Origin of the sequence: Pseudoxanthomonas sp. UTMC 1351, assembly GCF_040948865.1 — a bacterium.
GTDB lineage: Bacteria > Pseudomonadota > Gammaproteobacteria > Xanthomonadales > Xanthomonadaceae > Pseudoxanthomonas_A.
Genome location: NZ_JAVGJT010000008.1, coordinates 141,526 through 165,387 on the forward strand (window position 1 = coordinate 141,526; position 23,862 = coordinate 165,387).

Sequence of the window (23,862 nt, forward strand, 5' to 3'; positions counted from 1 at the left end):
GGCCGGCACCGCGCGGTGTGCTTCGCGCGGCTGTCGGCAGGTCTTCGGACTCGTGGACGCGGAAAGCCTCTGCTTTCCTCCTAGCCCGCCGCTTCCCAAGGTCCGTGCCTCAGTGCCAATGGCGAGTTCGTTTCCACATACCGCTGCGGGGCAGTGCCGGAATTGGCTCTTTCAGAGCCGTACCGGCTTCCCTTTTCATCCAGCGGTGTGGCCGCTGGAACCGACGGGCACAACATAGTGGGGTGTCACCTATCAGTCAACACCAAATGTAGTGTGGAACCTATGTGTTGTTGGCTGTGGTGGTTTCACGGGTGAGTTGCCGCCTAGACGACGCGTGTCATAACCCGAAATAAGAAGCCAAAGGGCTCGCGGCGGGACGCCGCTTCGCGCCCTGATAGTCGCGCAGTGAACACGATCAAGAACGCGCCGCAGCGCGTCCGGATGGCGAACGGCGGGCTTCGATCGCTCTTCGTTCTTATCGCGATCTGACGGGAAGAGCTCGCGGCGGGACGCCGCTCCTACAAAGGCAAATGCCCTTTCCCTTGATCCTGTAGGAGCGCCGTCTCGGCGCGAGCTCTTCGCTTTTGTCGCGATCTGACGGAAAAGCTCGCGACGGGACGCCGCTCCTACAGGTATGAGGCGGATGGATCACGATCAACCGGTCAAAACGTCGCACCCACCGCGAAAACTAACCCGAAGTCAGCACATACCCCGTGCCACGCACCGCGCGCAGGGGGAAATCCTCCCCCGATAACTTGCTGGCCTTCTGACGCAGGCGGTGGACAATCACTTCCAACCGGTGCGGATCGAAGTCGTAGATGTTGTGGGTGAAGCGGGCGATGAGCTCTTCCCTGGATATAACGTTACCCGGGCGGGCAATAAGCGGCTCGATCAGGATGCGTTCGTTGCCGGTGATGTGGATCCGCGCGCCGCCGGGCGATATCAATGCCCAGCCTTCCGGATCCAGGCGCCATGCCCGTGCGGACTCGACCGCGGCCTGCGGCGCATGGGAAGCCATCTGCCTTCGCAGCACACTGCGAAGCGTGGCCGCCAGCAGTTCCATGTCGACCGGCTTGAGCAAATAAGCATCCGCACCGTCGTCCAGTCCTTGAACGTACTGCGCCTTGGTGTGCCCGCCGCCAGTCAGCACCACGATGCCCGCATCGGTCGCTTCGCGCAGATTCCGGCTCAGCGTGAAGCCGCTTTCGTCGGGCAAGCCGATGTCCACCAGGAACAGTGAAAAGCGCTGGGTAAGGACAGCGCGATACGTCTCCTTGGCGCTTCCCACGCCCACCACGTTCCTGAAGCCGCAATCGCGCAACCCAGGAATCAGGATCTGGTCCCGCATCTCTTCGTGGTCTTCGACCACCAGGATGCTCTGCTGGTGAACCGTTGCGTTGTCTTCCCGTTGCGTTCGCCGCGCCTGGCCGAACCGCGGGGCTGCGCCATCGCCTTTGTCGCGCACATGACCTCTGATGAGGCCGTGCGTTCCGCTGCCGCACGTGTCCTGCAATTTGACCCTTCTCAAAACACTTTCCCCTGTGGATCGATACGTACGCACGTGTCGAATCGCCCGCCTCTCGTTTCTCTTCCGAGTAAACGCGAATACATGAATGAGAGTCTTCCGAGATTTTCTGAGCGTGTAATCCCAACTACTGGTTGTTAGCTTGTGGTGAAAGAGATGTAAGCACAAGGGGAAAGCCGTGTGCTTGCCCTCTCGGATTTCAAGAATCCTACCGCCGTCTCAAAGTTGAAGCGCGATGACTCGCGGCGGGGCTCTGCGTGTTCAACAAAGTCAAAAAGCCAGGATGGGCAGCTGAATGAAGCAGGCAATCAACACGAGTAGCACGTCGAATTCACGCGCGACGTTCAGCTGCGTGAATTCCCGAAACATACTCGCCAATCTACCTGGCTTTCTATTGTGTTTGACGCTGTGGCTGCTCTGGGCGCCCGCGGCTTTCGCGCAGACCTCGGTCGACAACGTGGCCCGCATCGCCAATCCATCGGGCGTGCCATGTACCGATGCGGCCACCAACCCGAACTGCGAACGCACCGACAATGCGGTCGTCACAGTCACGCCGCTGCCGACCATCACCACATCCAAAGTAGCGGACCCGGTTACCGACGCTACGGTTAACCCGGGCGACACCATTACTTACACAGTAAGCACGGTCGTAGCGGATGGTTCCACCACTGCTGATTTCCAACTGACGGACACGATAAGCACAGGCCTGGCATTCGGAACGATCGTTTCGCAAGCCCCGGCGTTCGCCGGCAGTTGCGCTGTCTCGGGACAAACGCTGACCTGTGCGTTGCCGTCCGACACGCCAGCAGGCACCTATGACGTCAGCTACACCGTTGCCGTTGCTGCCGGCGCTACCGGCACGGTAAGTAACCAAGTGGTGATTGCCGGTGGCGGCGATCCAGACCCCGTCTGCAATCCATGCAATACCCAGCACCCCATTGCGCCAGCGGTCGTTACGCGCGCGAAGACCAGTAATCCCGCGTCCGGCGCATCGGTGGAAGTCGGCGACGCCATCACCTACACACTGGCGCTCACCGTGGCCGGCTCGGCCACCACCCAGGTGGAGCAGCTGCAAGACACGCTGGGATCGGGTCTGACTTTCGGTTCCATTACTAGCCAAGCGCCGGAATTCGGTAGCAGCTGCGCCGTCGCCGGCCAGGCGTTGACCTGTTCTCTGCCCACCGGAGCGCTGCCAGGCACCTATAACGTGGTGTACACGGCCACCGTAGCCGCCGGTGCGAACGGTTCGGTGAGCAATACACTGAACGACTGCGCCGCGGTGGGTACGCCGTGCGGCACCAGCCATCTGATTTCGTCGGTGACGGTGGCCAAGTCGGCGAGTCCCGCCACGGGCGCATCGGTGGAGGTCGGCGACACCATTACCTATACGCTGACTTACACCGTCGCCGGCGGCAATTCCAAAGAAGTGAAGACGGCGAACGACCAACTCGGCGCCGGCCTGACCTTCGGCGCGTTGGGCACCATCAGCCATCCCAACCTGTTGAGCTGCACCGGCAGTTCGCCAATGGCGTGCACGCTGGAAGCGGACGCACCGGAAGGCACCTACACCGTTCAGTACACGGCAACGGTCGATAGCAGCGCCGCCAGCAGCGTTTCCAACACGGTGAGCGGCGTGACCTGCACAACGCCGAGCGGCTGCACCACCACACATCCTCTGTCTGCGGTCAGTGTCGCCAAGTCGGCCAACCCGGCCAACGGCGCATCGGTGGAAGTGGGCGACACCATCACGTACACACTGACTTACAACGTGACCGGAGGCGCATCGCCGGAAGCCAAGACCGCCAACGACCAACTGGGCACCGGTTTGACCTTCGGCGCGTTGGGCACCATCAGCCATCCCAACCTGTTGAGCTGCACCGGCAGTTCGCCAATGGCCTGCACGCTGGAAGCGGGCGCACCGGACGGCAATTACACCGTCCAGTACACGGCAACGGTCGATAGCAGCGCCGCCAGCAGCGTTTCCAACACGGTGAGCGGCGTGACCTGCACAACGCCGAGCGGCTGTACCACCACACATCCTCTGTCCGCGGTCACTGTCGCCAAGTCGGCCAACCCGGCCAACGGCGCATCGGTGGAAGTGGGCGACACCATCACGTACACACTGACTTACAACGTGACCGGTGGCCCGTCACCGGAGCCCAAGATCGCCACGGATCAACTGGGCACGGGACTGACCTTCGGTGCTGTCGGTTCGATCAGCGATACCGGTCGCCTCAGCTGCACCAGTACCTCGCCCATGACGTGCACGCTGGCAGCGAACACACCGATCGGCACCTATACCGCGCAGTACACGGCCACCGTGGCTGCCAATGCCAGCGGCAGCGTCGCCAACACAGTGACGGGCGTGCCCTGCGCCACCCCAAGCGGCTGTGCGACCACGCACATTCTGTCGGCCGTGACGGTCGCCAAGTCCGCCACTCCGGCCAATGGCACGTCGGTGGAAGCCGGCGACACCATCAACTACAGGCTCACCTTCAGGGTTCTCGACGCGCAATCGCCAGAGGACAAGACGGCCAACGACCAGTTGGGTGCGGGCCTGACGTTCGGCTCATTGGGCACCATCAGCCATCCCAGCTTGTTGGACTGCACCGGCAGTTCGCCAATGGCGTGCACGCTGGAAGCGGGCGCTCCCGTGGGCACGTACACGGTCGATTACACCGCCACGGTGGACGCAGGCGCGACCGGCTCGGTCACCAACACGGTCACCGGTGTGACCTGCGCTACCGCGGGCGGTTGCACCGTTGCCCATCCGATCTCGGCCGTGACGGTTGGCAAATCCGCCAGTCCTGCCAACAACGCATCAGTGGAAGCGGGCGACACCATTACCTACACGTTGACCTTCAACGTGGTCGATGGCGCCTCAACCGAAGCCAAGGTCGCCAATGACCAGCTGGGCGCCGGCCTGACCTTCGGTGCAGTAGGCAGCATCAGCGATTCCAACCGTCTCGGCTGCTCCGGCACTTCACCGATGGTGTGCACCTTGGCAGCCGGTACGCCGGTCGGCACCTACACCGTCCAGTACACGGCCACCGTGGACGCGGGTGCCACCGGCACCGTCACCAATACCGTGAGCGGCGTGCCCTGCGCGACCGCAGGCGGTTGCGCCACCACGCACACGCTGTCGTCGGTGACGGTGGCCAAGTCGGCCAGCCCGGCCAGCGGCACCTCGGTGGAAGCGGGCGACACCATTGCTTATACGCTGACCTACAACGTGGTCGGCGGTCCGTCGCCGGAAGCGAAGATCGCCAACGACCAATTGGGCGCGGGCCTGACCTTCGGCGCCGTGGGCGCTTCCAGTGATCCCAGTCGGTTGACCTGCACCGGCGGCTCGCCAATGACTTGCACGTTGGCGGCCGGCTCGCCGGCCGGCCTCTACACCGTCCAATACACCGCGACAGTTAATGCGGATGCCAGCGGCCCGCTGACCAACACGGTCAGTGGCGTGCCGTGCGCGACCGCGGGCGGTTGCACCACCACGCACACATTGTCGTCGGTGACGGTGGCCAAATCGGCCAGCCCGGCCAGCGGCACCTCGGTGGAAGCGGGCGACACCATTACCTACACGCTGACCTACCGCGTGGCTGGCGGACCGTCGCCGGAAGCCAAGACCGCCACGGACCAGCTCGGCACCGGTCTGACGTTCGGCGCCATCGGCACTGTCAGCGATCCGACCCAATTGAGTTGCGCTGGCAGTTCGCCGATGGCATGCACGTTGGTAGCGGGCGCACCGGCCGGTACCTATACCGTGCAATACACCGCGACAGTGAATGCGGATGCCAGCGGTTCGTTGACCAACACGGTCAGCGGCGTGCCGTGCGCGACGACCGGCAGCTGCACCACCTCGCACAACGTATCGACGGTAACCGTGCAGAAGACCGCAGCTCCCGCCAATGGCACGTCGGTGGAAGCCGGTGACACCCTTGCCTATACGTTGACCTTCACCGTTAACGGCGGCACTTCCACCGAAGCCAAGACCGCCAACGACCTGATGGGTACGGGCCTGACCTTCGGCGCCATCACCAACATCAGCGATGCCGGTCGCCTCAGTTGCACAAGCGGTTCGCCGCTGGCGTGCACGCTGGTAGCAGGTACGCCCGCCGGCACTTATACGGTGAACTACACAGCCACCGTGGACGCCGATGCCACCGGCACCGTCACCAACACAGTGAGCGGCGTGCCGTGCGCCACTGCCGATGGCTGCACCACCACGCATACGCTGTCGTCGGTGACCGTGGCCAAGTCGGCCAACCCGGCCAACGGCAGCTCGGTGGAAGCCGGCGACGTCCTCACCTACACGCTGACCTACACCGTTACAGGCGGCGCAGCGTCGGAGCCGAAGGCTGCCACCGATCAACTGGGCGCAGGCCTGACGTTCGGCGAGGTCACCACGGTTAGCGACGCAGCCCAGCTAAGCTGCACCAGCGCCGCACCGATGGTCTGCACCTTGGCGCAGGGCGCACCCGCAGGCACCTATACGGTTGAATACACCGCGATAGTGAACGCGGACGCCACCGGTGCGGTCACCAATACGGTGAGCGGCGTCGATTGCGCCGCCGCCGACAGCTGCACCACGTCGCACAGCGTGTCGACGGTGACGGTGCAAAAGACCGCCAGTCCGGTCAGCGGCACCACTGTAAGCCCAGGTGAAACCATCACCTATACGCTGACCTACACGGTCACCGGCGGTGCTTCCAGTGAGGCCAAGACGGCCAACGACCAGCTGGGCGCCGGCCTGACCTTCGGCGCCATCGGGACCATCAGCGATACCGGCCTTCTCAGCTGCACCGGCACATCGCCCGTGGCGTGCACGCTGGCCGCCGGTACGCCAGCGGGCACCTACACGGTCCAATACACCGCGACCGTCGACGCCGATGCCGCTGGCGCCGTCACCAATACGGTGAGCGGCGTGGCGTGCACCGCCACCGGCGGCTGCAGCACCGAGCATCCGCTGCGTGCGGCAATCGATGTGACCAAGACCGCGCTGCCGGCGCCCGGCAGCGAGGTATATGTCGGCGATACCATCGCCTACACGCTGACGGCGGTGGTGGAAAACGGAACGACCACCGAACCCGTGCGCCTGATGGACACGCCCGGAGCTGGCCTGAACATCGGTGCATTGCCAGCCGGGTGCGCGATGGCCGGGGCGCAGATCGAGTGCATCCTGCCGACCGGCACCGTGCCGGGTACGTACACCTTCATCTACGATGCGACCATCGGTGCCACTGCCAACGGCAACGTCAGCAACGTGGTGGTCAGCGCCTACAACGGCCGGGCCATCGATGTGAGCTGCGTCAGCTGCCAGACGCAACACCAAGTGGTCGCGCTGCCTTCGCTGCGCGTGGTCAAGACGTCCGCGGTACGCGAAGCGCGCATCGGTGACCTGGTGCGCTACCGGGTCACGGTCGAAAACGTCGGCCTTGTCGATGCGAGAAACGTCTCGCTGGCGGACACCCCGCCGGCGGGCTTCACCTACGTGGAAGGCTCCTTGTCGGTGGTGGACGGCGACAACGCCGCCACCGTGAGCGGCCAGAGCCCGATCCGCTTCGACGGCTTGGATATTGAGCCAGGCCAAACGGCCACGCTGATCTACATGATGCGAGTCGGTGCAGGCGTACGTCACGGCACGCATGTGAACCAGGCGCAGGCGCTCTCGTCCACCGGTACGCCCATTTCCAACATCGGCACCGCGGAACTGACAGTGGCCTCCGATCCGCTGGTCGACGACAGCCTGATCTTCGGCACGGTCTTCAACGACCGCGACGGCGACAGCTGGCAGGACGGCGCTGCGCTGACCGGCGTGAGCGTGCAGGGCGGTTTCGCGCCCGACGCCTATGTGCCGGGCTCGACCCTGATGGATCGCGGCCTGGGCGCGCAACCGTTGCCCGACGCCAGCGCACCGTTGCTGCACGGCATCCGTGTCGGCGATATCGCCGCGCGGCAATCGGAAGCCGATACCGCACAGGCGCACCAGGTGGTGATCCGCCAGCACCTGAGCAAACCGAGTTTCACCGGCGACTTCGTGTTGACCAGTGACCAAGGCGTGACCGTTCGCATGGACGCGGACGGCCGCACCACCGTCGAAAGAAACGGTGAAGCAGCCAAGGGATTGAATGCGGCCGCGCCCACGGTGGAACGCCGTGTCGCGCAGGGCGAAGGCGGCTACGTGGTCGATTACGTGATCGGCAACGACGGTATCGACGAACGCGGCATACCGGGCGTGCGTATCGCCTCGGTCGAAGGCCTGCTGATCGAAACCGATCCGTTCGGCCGCTACCACCTGGTCGGTATACCGGGCGGGCAGTCGCGCGGGCGCAACTTCATCTTGAAGGTCGACCCCGCCACGCTGCCGGTCGGCACAGAAATGACCACCGATAACCCGCTGGTCCGCCGTATCACCCCGGGTGTACCGGTACGCTTCGACTTCGGCGCAAAGATGCCGGTGGAAGAGATTACCGGCGGCACGCAGCTAGTGGAACTGGAGCTGGGTGAAGTGATCTTCGCGCCTGGCAGTGCGGAAGTCCGCGAATCCTACCTGCCGGTGATCGACCGTATCGCCGCCAAGCTGGACGAGTACCAGGGTGGCGAAGTGGTGATCAGCGTCGATGGCGATGGCGATGCCCTGGCATTCGACCGTGCCGCCGCGGTGAAGACAGCGCTGATGCAGCGCTTGCCCACCGCGCTGGTACCGATGGTCAGCGTCAGTGTGCGAACCGCAGCCGACGATCCAGGCACACGCGTGACCGGTGTGGATGGCCAAGGTCCGGTGCTGGGCACAGTGTTGTTCGACACCAACCGCGCCGACATCAAGCCGGAGTTCGCGCCACTGATCGAACGTGTAGCGGCTTATCTGGAGCAAGTGGGCGGCGGCACGGTGTCGATCGTCGGCCATACCGACCTGCGCGCATCGGACGAATACAACATGGCATTGGGTATGCGCCGCGCAAGAGCGGTGTACGAAGCACTGGCGGCGCACCTGAGTCCGGAATTGCGAAGCCGGGTGCGCGTTGACCCCGGCCGGAGTCCGGCAGCGCCTGCCGGCGTGGACAGGAAGTGAGGGAGCACGCCATGACGCTGAAAATGAAACTACTCGACTACACCTTGATCGGCCTGCTGGCCGGGTTGCCGACGATGTCGGTGGCACAGGATGAGCCGCCGCAATCGCTGGCTGGAACGAACGCAGCGCAAGCCAACGCACCGCAAGTCTCATCAACCGACGATCCGACGGCCAAAGCGCTGTCGGAATGCACCGGCGACGAATGCCGTTCCGGCGAGGAGCTGTTGTTCAAGCTGCGTACCCGCGGCGAGCGCGAACCGGCAACGGCTGGCGTGAAGCAGACCGATTCGCAAACGCTGCAGCCGGACCGGCGCGTGACCGTGGCCATGGAGCCGGCGGGCCGCGCACGCGTGGCCGGAAAGTTCAGCCTGCAACTGCCCAACGGCGGTGTGATCTGGGCGACTGAAGATCCGGCCCTGGGCGAACCGGAACTGTCGGTTTCGGCGCCTACCTTCGCCGCGTTCAACGGCAGCGCCATCACCCAGCCGGTGCAGTTCTACGTGCGCAGCAACTATTCCAACTTCATCGACCGCTACGAACTTACGCTGTACCGCGCCACCGATACCGACCTGGTCGAGCCGGTGGCGACCGTGCCGCTGGACGTGGCCGCGGTTTCGCGCAGCGAATGGGATGGCAAGCTGACCGCGAAGTATCCGTTCCGTGCTGGCGACGAGTTGCTGTACGTACTGCGTGCCTACGACAAGGACGGCAACGTCGACGAAACCCAACCGCTCACGCTGCAACTGGTGACGCCGGAAGAAGCCGAGCGCGGCGGCCAGCGCTTGCGCGACAGCACGGAACAAACGTTAGGCACGGCGTTGACGACCGGCCAGGCGCAAGATCAACGCCTGATCGAAAGCGCGTTCGGCAGCAATGGCCTGCGCCAGCAGAACATCCCGATCTACGGTTCGCGCGTGCGCATCCAGGGCCGCAATCTACCGACCGGCCAAAACCTGCTGATCAACGGCGACAGCTACCCGGTAGATTTGGAGCGCAAGTTCGTCGCCGAATACCTGGTGCCGGTGGGCCAGCACACGTTCGATGTCGCGTTGGGTGGAAGTAGCGATGAGTTCGGTGGCAAACCAGCGCCGGATGCAAAGGGACAACACCACACGCTGGGTGTGGATGTCACCGGCCGCTACTTCTTCGGCGTGGGCATAGCTGATATCACGGTGTCGGAAAACAAGATCAGCGGATCGACGGAACCATTCCAGAACGATCCGCGCTACCAAGACGACATCATCAGCGACGGTCGCCTGGCGTTCTACGGCAAAGCCAAGCTGCGCGGCAAATACCTGATCACCGCTCAAGCCGATACCACCGAGCGCGACCTGGAACATCTGTTCGACGGTTTCGGCCAAGCCGATCCGCAGGACATCTTCCGCCGCCTCGATCCGGATCTGTACTACCCGGTGTACGGCGACGACTCCACTACCTATCGCGACGTGGACACCATGGGCCGGTTCTACCTGCGCATGGACTGGGACAAGAACCAGGCGCTGTGGGGCAACTACCAGACCGGATTCACCGGCACCGAATACGGCCAGTACGTGCGCTCGCTGTATGGTGCGGCGCTGGATTGGCGCTCGCGCATGGCCAACCGCTGGGGCGACCCGGTGACCGAGGTGCGTTCGTTCGGTTCCGAAGCGCAGACCGCGCCAGGCCACAACGAATTCATCGGTACCAATGGCAGCCTGTACTACCTGCGCCACACCGATCTGTTGCCGGGTTCGGACCAGGTGGCGCTGGAGATTCGCGACCGCACAACCGGCCGGACCGAGAACAGGGTGACCTTGCTGCGCGGTGCGGACTACGAGATCGACGAGCTGCAGGGACGCATCATATTGACGCGTCCGCTGATGCTGATCACTCGCGAGAATCTGAAAACCATCACCCGCGATACGCCACTGGACGGCTACGAGCCGCGCCTGATCGTGGACTACGAATGGGTGCCCTCCAGCTTCGATGCCGATGAAGTCAGCGCCGGTTTCCGCGGCAAGCATTGGTTCGGTGACCACGTTGGCGTAGGCGCGACCTATGTCGATGAAAACCGCGCGGGCGACGACTACACGCTGGCCTCGGGCGACATTACCTTGCAGGCCGGTCGCGGCACCTACCTCAAGGCCGAATACAGCCAGACCGAATCGTTCAGTGCACCGGTGTTCTTCTCCGACAACGGCGGTCTTGCCTTTACCCAGCTCAACCCAGTGGGTCCACGCGAAGGCGAAGCCAAAGCCGTCGAAGCGCGAGTCAACTTCCGCGAGTTAGGCTGGACCGAGCAGGATTGGTCGATGGGTGCCTGGTGGCGCCACGTCGGCGCTGGCTATTCGATCAGCCGCTATGACACCGGACAGGCAGTGGAAGAGCAGGGCGTTGAACTGCTGGGTCACTTCACCAACACCTTCGGTATCTACGCACGTTACACCGAAGCGCAACGCGGCACGGAAGCGATCGACCAGGCGCAGCTGACCACCGAATGGCGCGTCCGCGACAACAGTACGCTGACGACCGAGTTGCGCCGCGTGGAAGAGCGGCGCGCAGCGCGCGAGGCGACCGGCACGCTGGGTGCCGTGCGCTATAGCCAGCGCGTCGGCACCGCTGTGGACTTGTACGGCACCGCGCAGTTCACTCTGGACGACGACAGCGGTGCATATGACGACAACGATGCCTACACCGTCGGTGGCAAGTACCTGTTCGAAGGCCTGTCCAGTGTCGGTGCCGAGCTTACCCACGGCGACCGTGGCGACGCCGCGCAGGTGAATACCGAATACCAGCTGACACCCGAGCACACCGTCTACGGCGGCTACACCTATTCCACCGACGGCACCGATTACGACCCGTTGTTCAATCCGCGCCAGCAGAGCGGTTGGACGCTGGGCCAGCGCTGGCGCTTGTCCAACCAGCTCAACGTGTTCAACGAAAGCCAGCAGCTCAAGAGCAACGGCGAGTCGGGCCTGGCGCACACCTTCGGCATGGATTTCTTTCCGTCGGTGGGTTGGAACCTGGGCTTCACCTTGTCCGATGGCGAGTTGGTCAACAGTGCCGGCGGCTTGGTCGATCGCCGCGCGGTCAGCATCAACGGCGGCCGCACTTCGCCCGACACCGATTGGCAGAGCAAGCTGGAGTGGCGTCGCGACCAAGGCGCGGAGCAACGCACGCAGTGGGTATCCACCAACCGGCTGCTGCACAAGGTCAATGAAAGTTGGCGTATCGCAGCTCGGCTGAACTACGGCGACACCGACGACGAACTCAATCCCGCCGCGGGCGCGAAGTTCATCGAAGGCAACTTCGGCTTTGCCTGGCGGCCTTGGAACAGCGCGCGCTGGGGTGTGTTCGGACGCTACAGCTATCTGTACGACCTGGCCACGCTGGCGCAAGTTGACGGCGCCGAGTACGACCAGCGCACGCAGGTGCTGTCGTTGGAAGGCGTCTACAAGTACGACCAGCGCTGGGAGTTCGCCGCCAAGGTGGCACGGCGTGAAGGCGAAGTGCGGTTCGGGCGCGGCGTGGGCGCGTGGTTCGATTCAGGCACCACGTTCGCCTCCGGTCAGATCCGCTATGACCTGCGGCAGCGCTGGCACGCACTGGCCGAATACCGCTGGCTGGATGTCGAGGACGGCGGCACTCGTAAGGGCTGGCTGGTCGGAGTGGACCGCGACCTGGGCCGCAACCTGCGGCTGGGTGTTGGCTACAACTTCACCGAGTTCAGCGACGACCTAACCGACTTCGACTACGACCACAAAGGTTGGTTCATCAACTTCGTGGGCAGCTATTGATCAAAAAACGATGTAGGAGCGGCGTCCCGCCGCGAGCTCTTGTTCTTCAGATGCATCGCAGGGACTGCGGAAGAGCTCGCGGCGGGACGCCGCTCCTACAAGAGCGACTCATTGGACGGATATAGGCAACAAAGAAGGTACATAGGATGCGGTAAGCCAAAGGCGCACCGCATCGTTCGCGCGATGAAGAACGCGCCGCAGGGCCGTCCGGATGGCGAACAGGCATTTGCTCTTTGAACGGATACAGCAGGCAACGAAGAAGTGGACGAAGGAAAACATATGACGCGCCGGGAAAAAGCAATCACCACTCTCGCGCAATGGGCCGCGCCCCGGCAACCACTCCGTGTGCGCGATGAAGAACGCGCCGCAGCGCGTCTGGATGGTGAGCAGGTGAGCTTTACGCGCCGCTCGAATCGACACCCCATCGCCCACCGCCTCGCTTCCATTGCGTTCTTCGCGGCATTCGCCGCATCGGCGTTGTGGAGCGACGGTGCACAGGCCCAGGTACAGCGCAGCTTCGTCAATCCGAGCTTCGAGCAGCCGCTGTTGCCCGGCGCCAGCTGCTATTCGATCAGGGAATCGGCGGTGGTGCCTGGATGGGAAACGACCGAGCCCACTTATACCGGCATATGGAACGATTCATCGCATGGAACGTGCGGCGGGCATAAGGCGTCGCCCCCAATCGTGGGTGGCATGCAGATGTTCAAGAACAATGCCGAAGGCACCAGCGCCCGCACGGGTATCCAGTGGGCCGAACTGAATGCATTCACCGCGGCCCGTCTGTACCAGAACGTATGCATGGTGACCGGGGAAAGGGTGGACTGGCGGCTTGCCCACAAAGGCCGGGTCACCACCGAGCGGATGACCTTCAATATCGGCACTAACCCATCGGGAGCGGGTAGCCAGCTCATCATGGATGCCAGCACCACCACCGCTGGCGCAGGAACGCTCAACAGCTGCGGATTGGGTACATGCAATCTCGGTGGCACCGTGGGCGGCTGGGCCAACTATTCCGGAAGCTTCGTCTGGAACGGATCCGTGGGGGTGCAGACCATCGGATTCCAGGCGGTCACCGGCGGATCTGCCGGCAATATCCTGGATGACATCGTCCTGATCCTGCGGCCCTACGTCGAGTTCTTCCCGGCAGTGGCATCCACGCGCGAAGACCAGGGTGCGGCCGGTGTTCCTGCCATACGCATTACGGGCGTCATCGAAACCACCTTCAACGTGCAGGTGGCGATCACCGGCGGCACCGCCACGCTTGGAACAGACTTCTCCGCGCCCGGATCGACCTTCAGCGTCACCATCCCGGCGGGCGACTACGGCGCCGGCCAGGATTTCCCGCTGCCGCTGTCGGTCATCGACGACACCGACATCGAAGGCGACGAGACCGTAACGCTGGCCATCGTCGAGAATCCGGCGAACTACGTGGTGAGCAGCACTTCGGTTTGCGGTGGAGCCGCGAACGCCGAGCTTACTTGGACCATCGTCGATAACGATGTCGACCTGTCCATCACCAAGGACGACGGCGCCGCGACCTACGTCCCCGGCTTCGACGTGAACTACGCGATCGTGGTTTCCAACGCAGGCCTGATCGACGTCATCGGCGCGCAGATCAGCGACCCGCTGCCGGCAGACATCACGAATGCAAGCTGGACCTGTGGAGGTGCGACAAATGGTGGCGTCTGCGGTGCGCCAAGCGGCACCGGCGCCATCAACACCACGGCCGACCTTCCCACTGGCGCCTCGGTCACCTACCTGTTGAACATGGTGGTGCCGTCGGATTACACCGGTAACCTCACCAACACAGCAACGATGGCCGTGCCCGCCGGGGTGACCGACACGAACCTCGACAACAACCAGGCCAGCGATACCGACACGATGGAACCGCCGCCGACCTCCGGCGCCTGCTCGCCGCGTGTGGTTCTGCAGGGCGCATCGTTCACGCTGGCGCCGTTCCCCACCACCGGTACGGTCCAGAAATCCGCCGCCAACGGTTGGCACCCAGACAATGCCTGGGCGACACGGGGCGGGAACTACACCTTCACCTGGACCTTCACGCAACCCATACCGGTGAGCTGGATCCGCTTCGCGGTCGTCGATGTCAACGAGACTTCCGGTCTCGACTACGATGCGAACCCGCCCGTCTTCACCATCACCCTGGCCGGCGGCACCGCCACCACGGCCGATTTCTCTCTTGCCGATGGCGATCTGATCTATTCCGGGGGAGCGCTCCGCTTCCGACCGGGCGGGCCGTATCGGCAATCGGGCCATCTGCAGGGCAACGGCAGCGACACCGTCACCTCCATCACCATTACCTCCACCGGCGTGGCCACCGGCGACAACATCGCCAACTCGCTCTTTGTCCGCCCCGCGTGCGTGACGGTGGAGAAGGTCAGCGAAGGCGGCACCGATGCATTCCAGTTCGGCACCGGCAATGTGGTGGAGGCCAACGGCACCGCGGTTCCCACCATCACGCTGACGACGACCGCACCGGATACCGCGGTGTCCTCGACCGTGTACTACTCGATCATCGACCAGAACGTCACCGTGAGCGAGACGGTGCCAGTCGGCTGGAATCTGGCTTCGGCCGTCTGTACCGACCAGAACGCAGGCGTGACTGGCAACCCGACGGTGATCGGCAGCTTCGCTTCGCCCACGATCACGCTGCCGGCCAGCAACGTGCGGCCGCAAGCCGATATCCGCTGCCGCTTCACCAATGACGCGCTGCCCAGGGCCAATCTTACGATCGCGAAAACCGTCACTCCTACCACGGTGACTTCGGGAGAAGAGGTGGTCTACACGCTGCTGGCGACCAACAATGGACCGGACGCCGCGGATGGTGCCGTTGTGACCGATCCCGGCGTGCCGAACAGCCTGGCGTGCACCGCGCTGACATGTTCGGCGGCAGGAGGCGCGGCGTGCCCGGCTGCGCCGACACCGGAGCAGCTGGCGGCTGGGCTGGCAATTCCGACATTTCCCAATGGCGGCACGGTCACCTTGGCGCTTACTTGCACCGTGACGGCGACGGGGCAATGAACCATCCAGAAAAATGACGTAGGAGCGGCGTCCCGCCGCTCCTACAAGAGCGACACTATTGGACGGATACAACAGGCAACAAAGAAGTGGGAAGAGATAAAACGCATGACGCGCCGCACCCGGTAACCACCCGGTGTGCGCGATGAAGAGCGCGCCGCCGTGCGTCCAGACGTCGAACAGGCGAGCGCCAGCTCTTCTGAACGGATGCAGCAGACAACCAGTAGAAGTGAAGAAGGAAACGCATGATGCGCCAGAAAAATGCAATCACCACTCTGGCGCGACGGGTCGTCTCCCTTGGTTTCGGCTCAAGCCGGCCTGACGACAAGCGCTGCTCGGACAGGCATTCAATCGCCTATCGTTTCGCGTCCGTTGCGTTCTTCGCGGCATTCGCCACTTCGGCGCTGTGGAGCGGTGACGCCCAGGCGCAGGCGTGCAATATCGCCACCAACGGTTCGTTCGAATCGCCGAACATCCAAACCGAGCCGCAACGCGCTGGTGAAAATACCGCCTATGCAAACGGCTACGCAGTATGGCGGACAACGACGTACCCCATCGATGGGTGGCAAACCGTAAGCGGCACCGTCGATATCCTGCGTTACTACAGCAATATGAGTCACGGTGCGCAGGGTCTCGACCTTTACGGGACTGCGGCGGCAACGTTTCGGCAAACCTTCACCGGCCTAGTTGCCGGGCGGCAATACACCTTCTCGATCGACTATTCCGGCCACTCGGCCGCGCAATCGGCGGGTGTCGTGCAACTAGGAAATGGAAGCGGCGCAACGCCGGTCACGCTTGCGACACTCCGGCCTGCTGCCGATTCTGTTTCCAACGGAGGGACCGCCGGCATACCGACGACGCTGCCGTACACGGTCACCTGGCGTACTTATCAACATACGTTCACTGCAGTGGATACCGCGGCAACGATTCAGATCGTCAATACCGGCGTCTATGCCAGCTCCGGTACTGGCCTGTTTATCGACAATTTCACCTTTGCCAGCAGCGGTCCCTGCGAAGGCGATCTTTCGATCACCAAGGACGACGGCACGGCCACTTACACGCCAGGTCTTGATCTCACCTACGACATCGTCGTCCGCAATATCGGCACCACACCGGTGACCGGCGCACAGATCACCGATCCATTGCCGACCGGCATCACCAGCGCCAGCTGGACCTGCGGCAGTGCCACCGGCGGAGGCGTTTGTGGTGCTACCAGCGGCGCGGGGGCGATCAATACGACGGCCAATCTGCCGGCAGGCGCTTCGGTCACCTACCGGTTGAGCATGGCGGTTCCGTCCACCTACACCGGCAGCCTGACCAACACCGCCACGGTGACGCCGCCCGCTGGCATGACCGATACCGACACCAGCAACAACACGGCCAGCGACACCGACACCATGGAGTCACCGCCAAGCTCCAACGCGTGTTCACCGGTCCGCGTGCTGGGCAACATGACTTTCGCGTTCAATCCGCTGGGCGTCACCGGTACCATCGCAAGAACCGGCAATTGGCAGCCCAATACCTATTGGACAACCTCGGGCGGAGATTTCACGATTACCTGGACGTTCGGACAAGCGGTTCCGGTGGATTGGATCCAGTTCGTCGTCAGTGATATCGGCGTGGAGGATTATCAGACACAACCCCAGCCTACCGTCACGATAGCGTTCGGCGCGGGGAGTGGAGCCAGCCCGGCGGATCTAGTCCGCCGCGAAGGGGAGTTGCTCTATGACCCCTCGACGGGCGTGTTGACCTACGACCGGCCTGGACCCCTCCGGCAGCAGGCGGTGATGCGGGGAAACTCGACGGGAACCGTTACGTCCATCACCTTGACCACCAATAATGTGGGGGTCGGCGACCACATCAATGTCTCGCTCTTTGCGCGTCCGGCCTGCTTGACGGTCGCCAAGCTCAGTGAGGGCGGCACGGGCAGCTTCCAGATCGACTTGACTAATGTGGTACAGACAGACAGTACCGCCGTTCCCAGCACAGCGCTGACAACCACGACGGCCGGCACGCCCGTGTCCTCCCCTGGATATTTCTCGCGCGCTCCAGGTACCGCCATCACCTTGGGCGAAGTGGTGCCAGAGGGCTGGGGCATCACCGCCGCCGTGTGTACCGACCAGAACGCCGGCAGCACCGGCAATCCGACCGTGATCAGCACATTTGCCACGCCCACGCTCACCATTCCCGCGGCCAATGTCAGGCCGGAGGCGGATATCGTCTGCCGCTTCGACAACGGACCTTTGCCGACCATCAACCTGAGCAAGATCACCTCGCAGATTGCGGGCGGGCCGTTCGGATTCACACTGGGCAACACTACGGTGACTGCGCCGGCGCCGGTCTCGACTACCGCAGGCGGCAGTGCGGCCGTGGTGGACGGCAACCCGGGTGCGGAGACCGCTTTCCGCGTAGCCAGCCTGGGAGCGGATGTGACCATCGACGAATCCAGTGTCCCCACAGACTGGGTGCTCAACGGCGCGACTTGCGCCAATGGCAATGGCGCATTGGTAGGCAGCCTGGTCAATGGCAGATACACCATTCCTGCCGCCTCGATCACGACGGGGCAGACGTATAGCTGCAGCTTCGTCAACGATCCGACGACCAACCTGCGCATCGACAAAGCGGTCACGCCGGCGACTGCGCGCCCCGGCGAAACCGTGACCTACACCATCGCCGTCAACAACGACGGCCCGGGCACCGGCGACGGTGCGGTGGTGACCGATCCGCCGGTGCCGGGGATGGATTGCACCGCCGCCACGCTGAGCTGCAGCGCCAGCGGCGGCGCGGCGTGTCCGGCGTCGCTGGATGTGGCGGCACTGCAAGGCCCCGGCCTGGTCATTCCCACGTTCCCAGCCGGCAGTGCATTGCAGTTCGGCATGGCCTGCACCGTGACGGCGACGGGACAATGAACCACCCAGAAAAATGACGTAGGAGCGGCGTCCCGCCGCGAGCTCTTGCTCTTCAGATGCATCGCAGGGAATGCGGAAGAGCTCGCGGCGGGACGCCGCTCCTAAAAGAACGAATAAGTCGGCAAATCAGAGGTCAGTAAGTTGAAGAACAAGAATCCGCTCTCCAAATGGTTTGCGAAGAAGAAGCCAGAGAACGATGACCTGCCTCATCGAGCCAAAGCCATTCATCGGTTCGCTTCCTTCGTGTTCTTTCTGGCATTCGCCGCTTCGGCGCTATGGAGCGGCAACGCCCAGGCGCAGGTCGTATTCCGGGAAACGTTCGGCTCGGCCAATGCGGCCTTGCCGACTGCGCAAAGTACTGCCGACGGCAACTGGCTTAGCGCAGGCTGCCTCAATGGGCAGATCGTCGCCACCAATGGAGACTCGACTTCCGATGGTGCCGGATCGACCCACTATCTGTTCCATAACACCGCGACCTGCGCCTACACCGCAGGTCAGGCGGTCTGGCGCACCGTTTCGGCAATCGCGGTGCAACCGAACAAGACCTATGTTTTTTCGTACATGACGATGGTAGCCAATCAGGTCAGCGATCCCGTCCTGACCCAGGGGATCACCCCCAATGCCGGTGCGATCACCGTCGTCAGCACTACCAACACGGCCTATCCCGGCACCAATAACACCTGGATCCGGCGCCAGGTGGTATTCACCACGGCCGCCGCGACCAGCGAGGTCAGCCTGCGCATCACCAACAGCAACACAGTGTCTGCCGGCAACGATTTCGGCATCGACGACGTGATGCTGGCAACAATGCCGACAGTAACGCTGACCAAAACCACGCAGAACGGTGTCGGTGGTGCGTTCGGATTCACGCTGACCAATACGCGGCAGACTACGGGTTCAGTGACCACGACGGCAGCAGGCTCGCCCACGGTGGTGAATGGCGATGCCAATGCCGCCGTCACCGATTTCACTGTTGCTACGCTCGGAACCGCCATCACCATCAACGAATCCACGCTGCCGGCGTTGTGGAACTTCGCCAGCGGCAGCTGCACCAGCTCGTCGGGCGCGACGGTCGGCACGCTCAGCGGCCGGCAGATCACCATTCCTGCGGGCGCCGTAGCCGCGGGCGAACGCTTTACGTGCTCCTACGTCAACAGCACGCCGCCCAGCTTCGGCACCTGCAGCTCCACCATGTATCTCGGTGTGGACTCGCCGACGCAGCTATATCGCATCGATACCAGCACCAACCCGCTGACCTACCCACCGATAGGCGCGCCGAATTCCCCCGGCTACAACGCCATGGGCTACGACCCCGCCAGCAATTACCTCTTCGCCACGCGGTGGGATGAGACTACGAGCACGCATCGTCTGCTGCGTATCGCCGCCAATGGCGTGGTACAGGATGCCGGTGCTATCTCCGGTGGCGGTATCGGTGCCGCGACGGGCATAGCATCGGGTGAAGTCGGTGCCGACGGCTTCTACTACATCAAGAGCAATGCCTCGACGAATCAGATGTGGCGGATCAATCTCACTACCCGGGTTGCCACACTCATCACGTTGAACCGGTCCATCGCCAACGGGGACATCGCCTGGTCCAACGGCATGCTTTACGCCCAAGACCACGACACCGGCCTGTTCAACTCCATCAATCCGACGACCGGAGCCGTCACCCCTATCGGGCCTTCCGGGTTCACAGGACCCACTGATGCGTTCGGTTCCATGATAGGAGCGAGCAACGGTATTTTTGGTCGCCGCAATAGCGGTGGGTTCTACAAGTTCGATCTGGTAACCGGTCGGGCCACCCTGATCTCCGATGCGCCGGCGGGCGGCGGAGACGGGGCCAAGTGCGCCACCTCACCCGTGGTCTTTCCAGCCGATCTGGCGATCACCAAGACCGACGGCAGTAACACCTATACGCCCGGCAACGACGTTACCTACACCATTGTGGTCAGCAACAACGGTCCGTTCGGCGTGCAGAACGCGCAGGTCGTCGATGCGCTGCCCACCGGCATCACCACGGCCAGCTGGACTTGTGCCACCACCACCGGCGGCGGCGTATGCGGCGCCGCCAGCGGCAGCGGCGCGATCAACAGCACCGTCAACTTGCCCGTCAGTGGGACGACCACTTCGTCGGTCACCTACACCTTGACGTTGAGTGTGCCGTTGTCGTTCTCCGGCAGCTTGCTTAACACCGCCACCGTGACCGCGCCGGCAGGTACCACCGACTCCAACACCGCCAACAATTCGGCCAGCGACACGGACAGCCAGTTTCCGGTACCGGCACCGAACGTTGCCAACCTCACCTGCAGCAGCGACGCCAGCTTGTTGAATACCGCTTACGACGGCAGCGGCGGTCGACTCACGTCCGGTACCGACACCCATTGGCAAGTCGCGCTGACCACCACGCCGATCACGGGCGCACCGCCGGCCGGATTGAGCTATGGCGCAGCGGCCGTGCTAACCAATCCGCCTGCGAACTACATGGTCTCACCGTACAACAACGCCAACTGGATCTCCCACGCGGCCAATGCCCTTCATCCCACCAACGTCAACTACGACGTCTTCTACCGCTACCAACTTAATCTGGGGCCGGGCACCGACCCGGCGACCCTCCGTCCGCGCTTGGACTTCTACAGCGACAACGCCGTCATCCAGATATGGGTCAACGGAGTAGCGCAGAACATCCGCTCCAACTATGGCGCGGCCGATCCGTACTTCTACGCCGGCTTCCAAGCGGGTAATCCGGCTGCGGGCACATTGGTAGGACCATGGAATAGCGGCTTCAACGAGATCGTCGTGCATATCAAGTCAGGGCCTGGTGCGCAGGCCTTACTGGCGCAGGTGGTGTTGCCGCAATCGATCTGCGAACCGGCCACGGTGACGTTGAACAAAACAACGCGGTTGATCACCGGTGGCCCGTTCGGCTTTGGCCTGACCAACGCCGCACAGGCGACGGGTTCGGTCAGTACCACGGCAGTGGATGCACCGGCGCAGGTGGACGGCGACACGAGTTCGGCGGGTACTACCGAGCCGTTCGCGGTCACGACGTTCGGCACCGACGTGGTGATCACCGAGAACACGCTGCCGGCCGGATGGTTGCTGAGCGATGCCGTGTGTACTTCTGGCGGCACGCCGGTCGGTAGCCGCTCGGGTAACGCCTACACGATCCCCGGCGGCCTGATCGACGCCAATGCCGAGAGTTTCGTCTGCACGTTCACCAATACGCCCACGACCAATCTGAGTATCGACAAGACCGTCAATCCAGTTACGGCACGGCCGGGCGAGACGGTGACCTATGTGATCGCCGTGAATAACGACGGTCCGGGCCCGGGCGACGGTGCGGTAGTGATCGATCCAGCCGTGACCGGTGTGGATTGCGCCGCGGCCGCGCTCACCTGCAACGCCAGCGGCGGTGCGGCGTGCCCCGCGTCGCTGGACGTGTCGGCATTCCAAGATATCGGATTGACGATTCCCACCTTCCCGGCCGGCGGTGCCTTGCAGTTCGGCATGGCCTGCACCGTGACGGCAACAGGGCAGTGATTCCTCTAGAAAAATGACGTAGGAGCGACGTCCCGCCGCGAGCTCTTCCGCTTTTCTGTGATGCATGTGAGGAGCAAGAGCTCGCGGCGGGACGCCGCTCCTACGTTAGGTTGTGAAGAGCTGTGACTGGCTACCGCGTTGGCATCAGCGACAATCGCCGCATGGACGCGCTCTTTCGCTCACGTATCGATGCTCTGACCGATGGGTTGCATCGGCTGGCGCTCGAAGATGGTCGGAAAATGGTGATCAAGCGCCGCCGCATGGCGCCTGCAGGATTCTTCGCCATGGAAGCGCATGGATTGGCGTTGCTGGAAACCGCGGGCGGCCTGCGCGTCCCACACGTGCACGCGGTGGTCGAAGATGCGTTGGTGATCGAGGACTTAGGACGTGGTCAGCCCAGCAGCGTCGCATGGGAGCGCGCAGGCGGGGCTCTGGCGCGTCAACACCGATGTACGGCTAACGAGTTCGGACTGGATCGCGATGGCTGGTGCGGTGATGGTGCTCAGCTCAACATACGCATGCAGGATGGCTGGCGCTTCTTCGCCGAATGCCGGCTGCTGCCACAGGCAAAGCGTGCGCGTGATACCGGCCTGCTGATCGAACGCGATATCTTGAGTGTCGAGCGGATCTGCGCCGAACTGCCGATGCGGATTCCAAAGCAGCCGCCCGCGCTGCTGCATGGTGATCTGTGGTTGGGCAACCTGCATCCGTGCGCGGATGGCGAACTGGCGTTGATCGATGCCGGTGCCGTGCACTACGGCTGGGCGGAAGCCGACCTGGCGATGCTGACGTTGTTTGGTGAAACGCCTGCGGTGTTCTTCGATGCGTATCAGTCAGAGTTGGGTATCAATGGCGACTGGCGCGAGCGCGTTCCCGTCTACAACCTTTACCACCTGCTCAATCATCTCAATCTGTTCGGCGGTAGCTACCTACAGCCGGTACGCAACGCGATGAGTCGTGTCGGAGCTGGGTAAGGTCATCATGTAAGACAAACCCACCCTGTAGGAGCGGCGTCCCGCCGCGAGCTCTTTCTATCAGGTCGCCATAGAAGCGAAGAGCTCGCGGCGGGACGCCGCTCCTACAGGGTCATCTATTTTGGAAGCCATCGCGAAAATCTCTATGGCAAAAGAGATCCGTCATCCCGGCCTGCGCCGGGATGACGGACGATTATCGGTTGATTCTGGCGCAAGGTGACGTTGGAGCGACGAAGCCAACAACCTGCGCTCTAACCACCCATCTCTTTCAACAAAAGCGGCAACGCTTCCGCCGCGGTCGTGCGCCAATGCATGTCCACATGTGGTGTGAGTGCGGTGTCGTCGGGATTTATCTCCACCACTTTCGCGCCGTGTTGCTGGGCCACCGCAGGCAGGCCCGCGGCGGGGTAGACCAGGCCGGAGGTGCCGATGACCAGCATCAAGTCGCAACGGTCCGCGGCGGCTTCCGCGCGCGCCCAGGCGTATTCGGGCAGGGCTTCGCCAAACCAGACGACGCCCGGGCGGATATCGCCGCCGCAGTGGAGACATGTGGGCGGCATCAGGCGCAGCACGGCCGCCTGCGGTTTCATGGGTTTCAATGCGGCTGTATAAGTTTGTGCGCAGTCGAAACAGCGCAAAGCGGACAGACTGCCGTGCACGTGTGCGGACACCCGGCTGCCGGCGCGTTCGTGCAAGTCGTCGACGTTCTGTGTCACCAGTGAAATGTTGGTATGCACTGCGAGCTTGGCCAGCGCCAGATGTCCCGCGTGTGGTTTGGCCTGCTGCACCATGGCCATCCTCCAGCGGTACCAGCCCCAAACCAGCGCTTTGTCCGCCCGCCAGGCGTCGGCCGTCGCCAGCTGCTGCGGGTCGAACTGCGACCACAAGCTGTTGTGCTGTCCGCGAAAGGTGGGAATGCCGCTTTCGGCGGACATACCCGCGCCGGTGAGGACGGCAACGGAGTCTGCCTCCGCGATCAGAGGGGCGAGGGTCTTGACGATGTCGTGGGAGGCGTGGGGCATTTGTT

The 23,862-nt window shown here is 63.3% G+C and carries 8 protein-coding genes and 1 riboswitch; of the genes, 6 read left to right on the top strand and 2 right to left on the bottom strand.

The genetic code is table 11. The features are described from left to right. Positions 1 to 17: 17 nt before the first annotated feature. A riboswitch (cobalamin riboswitch) is annotated at positions 18 to 240 on the bottom strand. Between the two features lie 448 nt (positions 241 to 688). Then, positions 689 to 1,465, bottom strand: a complete 777-nt coding sequence (locus tag AB6O04_RS06580; RefSeq protein ID WP_368563037.1) for a response regulator transcription factor — start codon at positions 1,463 to 1,465, stop codon at positions 689 to 691. Between the two features lie 412 nt (positions 1,466 to 1,877). Between AB6O04_RS06580 and AB6O04_RS06585 the strand changes: the two genes are divergently transcribed. From AB6O04_RS06585 to AB6O04_RS06610, 6 genes are all read left to right on the top strand, one after another. Then, positions 1,878 to 8,600: an isopeptide-forming domain-containing fimbrial protein gene (locus AB6O04_RS06585; RefSeq protein ID WP_368563038.1), complete on the top strand. Its 6,723-nt coding sequence runs from the start codon at positions 1,878 to 1,880 to the stop codon at positions 8,598 to 8,600. Positions 8,601 to 8,611: 11 nt separating this feature from the next. Beyond that, a complete protein-coding gene (locus tag AB6O04_RS06590; protein ID WP_368563039.1) occupies positions 8,612 to 12,376 on the top strand; it encodes a hypothetical protein in 3,765 nt (1,254 codons plus the stop codon). Between the two features lie 279 nt (positions 12,377 to 12,655). Beyond that, entirely contained in the window at positions 12,656 to 15,415 is a 2,760-nt protein-coding gene (locus AB6O04_RS06595; protein ID WP_368563040.1) for a hypothetical protein, read from the top strand. 245 nt (positions 15,416 to 15,660) lie between these two features. Beyond that, positions 15,661 to 18,321 carry a hypothetical protein gene (locus AB6O04_RS06600; RefSeq protein WP_368563041.1) on the top strand — a complete coding sequence of 887 codons (2,661 nt, stop codon included), beginning with the start codon at positions 15,661 to 15,663 and terminating at the stop codon, positions 18,319 to 18,321. Positions 18,322 to 18,462: 141 nt separating this feature from the next. Further along, positions 18,463 to 21,861, top strand: a complete 3,399-nt coding sequence (locus AB6O04_RS06605; RefSeq protein ID WP_368563042.1) for a hypothetical protein — start codon at positions 18,463 to 18,465, stop codon at positions 21,859 to 21,861. Positions 21,862 to 22,022: 161 nt separating this feature from the next. Continuing rightward, positions 22,023 to 22,835, top strand: coding sequence for a fructosamine kinase family protein (locus AB6O04_RS06610; RefSeq protein WP_368563043.1), 813 nt, complete (start codon positions 22,023 to 22,025; stop codon positions 22,833 to 22,835). A 251-nt stretch (positions 22,836 to 23,086) separates the two neighbouring features. Here AB6O04_RS06610 and AB6O04_RS06615 read toward each other — a convergent pair whose 3' ends face one another. Next, the gene (locus tag AB6O04_RS06615; RefSeq protein WP_368563044.1) at positions 23,087 to 23,857 is read right to left on the bottom strand and encodes an NAD-dependent deacetylase; all 771 of its coding nucleotides are present in this window, start codon (positions 23,855 to 23,857) and stop codon (positions 23,087 to 23,089) included. Positions 23,858 to 23,862: the final 5 nt, after the last annotated feature.